This is a genomic window from Gloeomargarita sp. SRBZ-1_bins_9, assembly GCA_039794565.1.
Classification (GTDB): domain Bacteria; phylum Cyanobacteriota; class Cyanobacteriia; order Gloeomargaritales; family Gloeomargaritaceae; genus Gloeomargarita.
The window spans coordinates 68096-75611 of sequence record JAUQVX010000011.1; the positions used below are offsets into that span (position 1 = coordinate 68096).

At 60.7% G+C, this 7516-nt stretch carries 7 protein-coding genes; 4 read left to right on the plus strand and 3 right to left on the minus strand.

All coding sequences use genetic code 11. The features are described 5' to 3' along the window. Positions 1-2: 2 nt before the first annotated feature. Entirely contained in the window at positions 3-707 is a 705-nt protein-coding gene (locus Q6L55_09680; protein ID MEN9258978.1) for an MgtC/SapB family protein, read from the minus strand. Further along, positions 704-2080, minus strand: coding sequence for a magnesium transporter (mgtE, locus tag Q6L55_09685; protein ID MEN9258979.1), 1377 nt, complete (start codon positions 2078-2080; stop codon positions 704-706). Before mgtE ends, Q6L55_09680 begins: the two co-directional genes overlap by 4 nt. 294 nt (positions 2081-2374) lie before the next feature. Between mgtE and Q6L55_09690 the strand changes: the two genes are divergently transcribed. From Q6L55_09690 to murD, 4 genes are read left to right on the plus strand one after another with little or no spacing between them, the layout of a single operon-like run. Beyond that, positions 2375-2689 carry a hypothetical protein gene (locus tag Q6L55_09690; protein ID MEN9258980.1) on the plus strand — a complete coding sequence of 105 codons (315 nt, stop codon included), beginning with the start codon at positions 2375-2377 and terminating at the stop codon, positions 2687-2689. Between the two features lie 2 nt (positions 2690-2691). Continuing rightward, complete coding sequence (locus Q6L55_09695; protein MEN9258981.1) at positions 2692-3249, plus strand: hypothetical protein; 558 nt, start codon at positions 2692-2694, stop codon at positions 3247-3249. A gap of 43 nt (positions 3250-3292) precedes the next feature. After that, positions 3293-5419, plus strand: coding sequence for a glycine--tRNA ligase subunit beta (glyS, locus tag Q6L55_09700; GenBank protein MEN9258982.1), 2127 nt, complete (start codon positions 3293-3295; stop codon positions 5417-5419). Continuing rightward, positions 5419-6783: a UDP-N-acetylmuramoyl-L-alanine--D-glutamate ligase gene (gene murD / locus Q6L55_09705; GenBank protein ID MEN9258983.1), complete on the plus strand. Its 1365-nt coding sequence runs from the start codon at positions 5419-5421 to the stop codon at positions 6781-6783. The genes glyS and murD overlap by 1 nt, the downstream gene beginning before the upstream one ends. A 215-nt stretch (positions 6784-6998) precedes the next feature. Here murD and Q6L55_09710 read toward each other — a convergent pair. Beyond that, positions 6999-7516: hypothetical protein (locus Q6L55_09710; GenBank protein MEN9258984.1), on the minus strand; the 518-nt coding region annotated here is incomplete at its 5' end.

Below are 7516 nucleotides of genomic sequence, written 5' to 3' on the forward strand. Positions count from 1 at the left end.
GGTCAACCAAACTCCTGCTCCGTGACCCGCCACTGGACCGCTAACACCCCCGGTTCCAAGCTAAGACGGCTCACCACCTGTTCCAAAAACGCATCCTGGCGCTCCTGGGTCACCAGTTCCGCCTCCACGCTCACCCGGTCCGGTTTATCCTCCAGGTCTTCGCTGTACAGGGAACGCAAGCGCAGGGTCGGGGCACCAGCCACCGCCTGGAGCAAGAGGGCCCGGACATGGGCCTCGCTATCGGTACGACAAATGACCTCACAGCGATAGGTGAGTTCAATTTCCGTGCCTTTGAGGGGCTGTTGGTTAATCCGGTATCCCAAGGGACGCAGCACCAAATTGGCCACCAACACCGCCCCAGTCCCCACTGCTGCTTGCGCTGGCAATCCGGCTCCCGCCAAGGAACCCACCGCCGCTGCACACCACAAAGTTGCCGCCGTATTCAGCCCCCGCACCGTCAGGCCCTCCCGCAGGATCACCCCACCGCCGAGAAACCCAATCCCGGAAACCACTTGGGCAGCAATGCGGGTGGGGCTGGTATCGCCGGGAATCAAGGCCGAGAGCATAACAAATAGAGCCGCTCCTATAGCCACCAGGGTGTTGGTGCGCAGACCTGCCATGCGTTGTCGCCACTGTCGCTCCAGTCCCAGCGCCGACCCCAGCAAAAAAGCCACCACCAACCGATTGACAAACTCCGCCAGGGTCATGGCTGGATCCCCAGCAACCAGCTCACCAGCAGGAAATACAGCAGCAGGCCCGTGAAATCCTTGATGGTGGTGATAAAGGGGTCAGCAGCCGGTCCGTGGTCAAAGCCCAATTTCAACAACAGCCAGGGCAACAGGGCCCCCAACACCGCCGCCAGCGTAATCACCGTAAACAAAGCCAACCCCACCGCCAGACCCAGTTGCGGCACACCATTGGGAATCCCCTGCCACAGCCAGGCAATCAATCCCCCCGCCGTGCCCAGGATCAAGCCCATGAGGGCGCCGATACGCAACTCCCGCAGCAGATACCCCATGTACTGGTGGATATCAATGTGTCCCCAGGCCAGCCCTCGGGCAAAGATGGTAGTCGATTGGGTGCCCACATTACCCCCCATATCCATCACCACCGGAATAAAGATGGCCACCGCCACCACCGCCTCCAGGATTTCCTCAAAATTCTGGATGACCGCACCCACCAGCATGCCCCCGATCAGGGTGATGATGAGACAAACAATCCGTAGTTGGATGGCGTAGCGAATGGGACCCCGCACCAGCCGTTCACTCCAGCCCTGGTCCCGCTCCAACAATTTACCCACCCCGGCTTTAGCCAGCATGGCACCGGTGGCTTCTGCCTCAATCAAGTCCAGCACATCATCAAAGGCCAAATCCCCCACCAGGCGGCCTTCGCTATCCACCACCGGAATAGCCGGCAGGTCCAATTCCTTCAGACGCTTGGCCGCTTGCAATGCCGGCGTGGTGACCGTCACGGCCGTGTCCTGCCCCCGGGCCAGTTCCCGCAGCGGCAAATTAGGGTCAGCTTTCATCAACTGGGTCGGGCGTACATATCCCCGGTAAAATCGCTCCTGGTCAATGACAAAAATCACATCCAGTTCCTCATCCGGGAGCTGGGAATCCCGGATTGCTTGGACCGCTTGCTCTACCGTCCAATGCTCCCGCAGTGCCAGGTAGCGCAAATCCATACGGCGCCCCACACTGCCCTCGGGGTACCCCAGCAACAAGTTCACCGCCTGGCGGGACTCCTCGCTCAGTTGCTTCAGCAATCGCTTGGTCACCTTCGCCGGCAATTCCTCAAACAAACGCACCCGTTGATCCGGATCCAGCACCTCCAGAAAGGCCACCACCTCCGGGTCAGCCATGCGCTGCACCAATTCCGCCTGCTCCTCCGGGGTCAGCGCTTCAAAAACCGCAATTGCCCGGTCTTTTTCCAACATGCGAAAGGCCAAAATTTGCTTGCGCGGCGGCAACTCCCGCAACAGACGCACCAATTGCCAGGTGTCCAACTGATTAGCCGTTCGTTTAGCCGCACCCAGCGCCTGGGGCGACTCCAGCAGCTCCTTCAGGGTTCGCCGTGTCATGGTTCACCTCCTTGTACCGCCTGTAACCTGCCCCGTTCAGCGGCCCGGAGAGTGAACCCGTTAACTAATCCAGCAACTGAACAGAGCAAAGTAATAGGAGTACAGACAACTACTGCTGTCTGCTTCCATATCTTTCCCCAATCAGATCCGTTCTTTGGCCAGTCAAAACTATTGCCTCTTCAAATCTAATCCAAGTCCCTGATGGTGTCAACACAGCCCTGGCCAGTCGTCAACCAGGTCCGGTAACCCTGCGTATAAACTGATAGGTAGCCCAGTGCGAGGGAGGTCAACGTGATGGGACGGCAAGTACTTTTAGCCATGGGTTTGGTTCTGACCCTGAATACACCAGTGTGGGCACAGGTCAGCAACTTGTTAACCCCCCGGCGGCAGAACGAATACCAGGGTCCTGCACCGGAACCCACATCCCCGGTGATGAACATGATGGAATTGATCAACAACGCGGCCTTTCGGGCCAGCACCCGCAGTCTGACGGAATTTATGGAGGACACCCAGAGTGACCTTTCCCGCGCCGTGGAGGCCTTTCGCGCCAAACAACGGCAATTGCTCAACCCTCCGGCTACATCCGTGGAGGTGCAACCCAAACCCTAGTCATGCAACCGACTTACAGCCCCCAGGAGGTCCAGGGGATTCTCCAGTGGGCCATTGCCCGGCAGGTGCAACAGGGCCAGGCGGCGGACAAACTGACCCAGGCCCAGCTCCAGGAGATTGCCCGGGAACTGGGTATTTCGCCGGAGGAACTGGCCCAAGCCGAGCAGGAGTGGCGTCAAGCCCAGTCCCTGCAACGACAACGGCAGGAGTTTCAGCGCTGGCGTTGGCAACAGTGGCGGATGCAGGCTCGGCAAACGGGGGTAACGCTGCTGTGGCTCACCCTGCCGTTTTTCCTGTTGGATTGGCTGTGGGATGGGCAGGTGGTGGTTTGGACGACCCGGGGGCTAGCCTGGCCTTACTACCTTCCGGCGCTGGTGACCGTGACGTCCTTGGTGTCTTTGGGGTGGCGCCTCCAGCAGGTGATGCAGCAGTCCGGCGAGGTCTACGAACGGGAATGGCAGGCCTGGCAACGGCAACGGCGCTGGCAGCAACTCCAGCAAAAGGCGGTGCGTAAATTGGTCGGTGTTGTGGACTGGTTAGAGCGCTGGCTAGGCGAATAGAGCACCCACCCGCGCTACACTAAACAGCAGCGTTGGGGGACCCATGGCCGATCTGCTTTGGGAATTGGGGACAGAGGAGCTACCGGCGGATTTTGTCAACGATGCCTTGGCCCAGTGGCAGGCGTTGATTCCGGCCAGTCTGGCGGAGGTGCAGCTTCCCCCCCGAACTATCCATTACTACGGCACCCCCCGGCGTTTAGCGGTTTACCTGGAAAAGGTTCCGGAGCGCCAACCGGACCAGCAGGTGGAAATCAAAGGCCCCTCGGTACAGGCAGCCTACCAGAACGGGGAACCGACCCCGGCGCTGCTGGGTTTTTTGCGGTCGCGGCAGGCCCAACTGACGGATGTGCAGGTGCGAGACACCCCCAAGGGAGCGTTTGTGTATTTGGTGCAAACGTTGCCCGGTCGTCCTGCCCCAGAAATTCTGGCGCAACTGCTCCCCCAGTGGTGGCAAAAGCTTACTGGCGCCCGGTTTATGCGCTGGGGGGATGGACCGCTCAAGTTTGCCCGTCCCATTCGCTGGTTGGTGGCCCTGTGGGATGACCAGGTGTTGCCCGTCACCCTGATCAATGGCTCGGAGACGTTACAGACGGACCGGGTCAGTCGCGGCCATCGGGTGTTGCATCCCCAACCGGTGGTGATTCCCTGCGCTCAGCAGTACGTCGATTGTCTGCGGCAAGCGGGGGTAGAACCGGATGTCGCTGCCCGCCAGGCCCGTATCGTGCAAGAAATCCAGCGGGTGTTGCCCCCCCAGGCCCAGGCGTCGATTCCCCCGGCGCTGCTTACCGAGGTCACCCACCTGACCGAATGGCCCACCGGTATTTTGGGCAGCTTTCCCCCTGACTACCTGCAACTGCCGGCAGCGGTGATTACCACCGTCATGGCCCACCACCAGCGCTACTTCCCGGTGTTGGACGCCCAGGGAAACCTGCTGCCCTACTTCATCACCCTGAGCAATGGCCATCCCGCCTGCACCGACACCATTTGCCAGGGCAATGAGCGGGTACTGCGGGCCCGCCTGGCCGATGCCCAATTTTTCTACAGCGCCGATTTGCGTCAACCCCTGGCGGCCTACGTGCCCCAACTGGCTAACGTCACGTTTCAGGAGCAATTGGGGTCGGTCCGGCGCAAGGTCGAGCGTATGGAGCAACTGCTGCAAAGGGTTTTGGCCACAACCGACTACCCGGCCGAGACCCGACAAAACATCCTGCGGGCTGCCCACTTGTGCAAGGCCGACCTGGTGACGCAGATGGTGGGGGAATTCAGCGAATTGCAGGGGGTCATGGGGGGGCATTACGCCGAAAAGACGGGGGAGCCGGCGGCCGTCGCCCAGGCCATCGCTGAGCATTATCAGGAGTTGCCGACGACGGTGGTGGGGCAATGGGTGGCTTTAGCGGACCGGCTGGACACCATCGTGGGCATTTTGGCGGTGGGGTTGGTGCCGACGGGTTCTTCTGACCCCTTTGCCCTGCGGCGGGCCGCCCGCAGTCTCGTTCTCATCGCCGAACGGCTCTACCCCACCTATCCCCTGAATCTCCAGATGTTCTTTCACCAGATGGTGGAGATTCTCGAGGGGGACTACGCCAAATTTGACCCGGGGGAGCTGGAAAAACAATGGCGATTGTTAGTGGGACAGCGGCTGCATACCTTATTGCAGGAGCGCGGCTTAGATTACGACCTGATCAATGCCCTGCTGGACCCGGAACAACCGGTGGTCATGGACCGCATTTTGGCCAATATTCCAGACCTTTTCCGGCGGGCGGACTGGTTAAAAACCCTGCGCCACAACGGCGTTTTGCAAGACATCTATGCCACGGTCAATCGGGCGAGCCGTCTGGCAGCCCAAGGGGATTTGCCCACCGACGTGTTAGAGGCGGAGGCAGTCATTGACCCCAACCTGTGGCAGCAACCCATTGAGCAAGAGCTGTACCAACGCATTCAGGAACTGTTGACCCAAGCTCGACAAACCCTGGCAACCGGTGACTACGAAAAACTGGTGCAGGGGTTGCAGGGGATTGCCCCAGTGTTGGCCCGCTTTTTTGACGGACCGGAAAGCGTGCTGGTGATGGCAGACGACCCCCGTCTGCGGCGAAACCGCCTGTACCTGTTGGGGTTGATTCGCAACAGCGCCCTGGTTTTGGCCGATTTTTCCCAAATAGTCAAGACGTGATGGGGCGGGCGCTGGTTTTGGGGTTAGGGAAATCGGGGACGGCAGCGGCGCGGCTGTTGCAACGCCAAGGGTGGCAGGTCACGGTGCTGGACCATTCGGTATCGGCGGCGCTGCGGGAACAACAGGCGGCATTGCAGGCCCTGGGCATTCAGGTCGGTTTGGGGCAGCCGTTTGCCGTGCCTGACCCCTTGCCCGATTTGGTGGTGGTCAGTCCGGGGGTGCCTTGGGATGAGCCGGTGTTGGTCCATCTGCGGGGGCAGGGGGTGGACGTGGTGGGGGAAATGGGGTTGGCCTGGCGCCATTTGCAGTCCTACCCCTGGGTGGGCATCACCGGCACCAACGGCAAAACCACCACCACCTGTTTGGTGAGCGCTATGCTTACCGCTGCCGCGTATCGGGCGCCTGCCTGTGGAAATATCGGCATGCCCGCCTGTGACCTGGTGGGCCAGGACTGGGATTGGATTGTGGCGGAAATCAGCAGCTTTCAGATTGAGTCGTCGCCGGAGCTGGCCCCCCGGATCGGCATTTGGACGACGTTTACCCCCGACCATCTCGACCGCCACTACACTCTGGAAAACTACTGCCGTATTAAGACCCATTTGCTGGCCCAATCCCAGGTGCGCATTTGCAACGGTGATGACCCCTTTTTGCGAACCCATTTGGTGGGGCGTTGGCCGGAGATCATTTGGACCAGCACCCAGGGCCGCGCTGCCCTACCCCCTTCAGAACGACCGGGTTTTTACATCGAAAATGGGCAAGTTTACCACGAAGGTCAGGTGTTGTTTGCCCTGCCAGACTTTCCCCTGCCCGGGCGCCACAATCAGCAGAATCTTTTGCTGGCCATTGCCGCCGCCCAGGTTATCGGTGTACCGCCCGAAGTTATGACTCAAGCCATGCGCCGATTTCCGGGTGTGCCGCACCGGTTGGAGGTCGTGGGTGTGCACGAAGGTATTACCTATATCAACGACAGCAAGGCCACCAACTACGACGCTGCCCAGGTGGGTCTCGCTAGCATGACCGAACCAACGATTGTGCTGGTCGGGGGCAAGGCTAAGGCGGGTGACGACCGCTTGTGGTTGCAAACCATCCAGGAAAAGGCGGCGGGGGTGGTTTTGTTTGGGGCGGCAGCGGCGGCGTTGGCCCAGCGGTTACAAAGTACGGGCTATCGGTCCTGGGTGGTGGTGCGGGACCTGGCCGAGGCGGTGACGGCTGCCCGGGAGTTGGCCCACCAAACCGGCGCCCGGGTGATTCTCCTTTCGCCGGCCTGCGCCAGCTTTGACCAGTACCCCAACTTTGAAGCCCGGGGGGACCATTTCCGCCAGTTATTTCAAAAAATACAGCAAGGTTTGGTCGAGGGCACTTAATTGGGCGGTTAACTCTCAAATCTGGTTATTTAGCCTCAAGAATAACCACCGTTAACGCCCTGGAGCTGTGCATTGAGTTTTAGGCTGTATTTAACCCTCAGGTGGGCCTTGCTGTGGTGAATCAAATCCCCGCTGATGGGTGCGATGAGAAATTCTCGCCGAGGGGTTTCCAGATCGGGCAGGATTTCTTCGATGGGCTGTCTGAGCTGGGGTAATTAGTTCTCCGGGCGGCAGGTGTCTTCCCAGGCGACTTCCACCATCAGGGCCTGGGGGCTGTCGGCAGCATAGCTCTGGAAATCATAACTGGTCACCAGCTGGTGGGCTTTTTGATTGAGGGTGGCGTAACCCGAGGAGCGCAACAATTCTGGCTTGCCGACCAGTTCCCCCTGGGGGTTGACCAGGACACCCCAAACGGTCGGGCCGACCTTATCCCAGGGGCAGCCGGAGGTGGGCAGCTTGGCCGTCAAGCGCAGGGATTGGGGGGGACGACTCAGTTCCGGTTGCAGACGGGCAATCCAGCGGCTCAGGTTGCTCAGGCCTTCGTCGGTGCTGGTGTTGCTGGGGTCAAAGGTCTCCGACGGTGGGGCGGGGCTATCGGCAGGGGACGGCAGGGGTGTCGCGGGTGGCGGTGGTGGAGTAGGCCGGGGGGGGGGGGCTGGGGCGACCGGGGTAGTCGGGGGGGGGGGGAGCCTGGGGGCCAAGTTGCGGCAAGGGGGGGGCAAGGCACACCGGC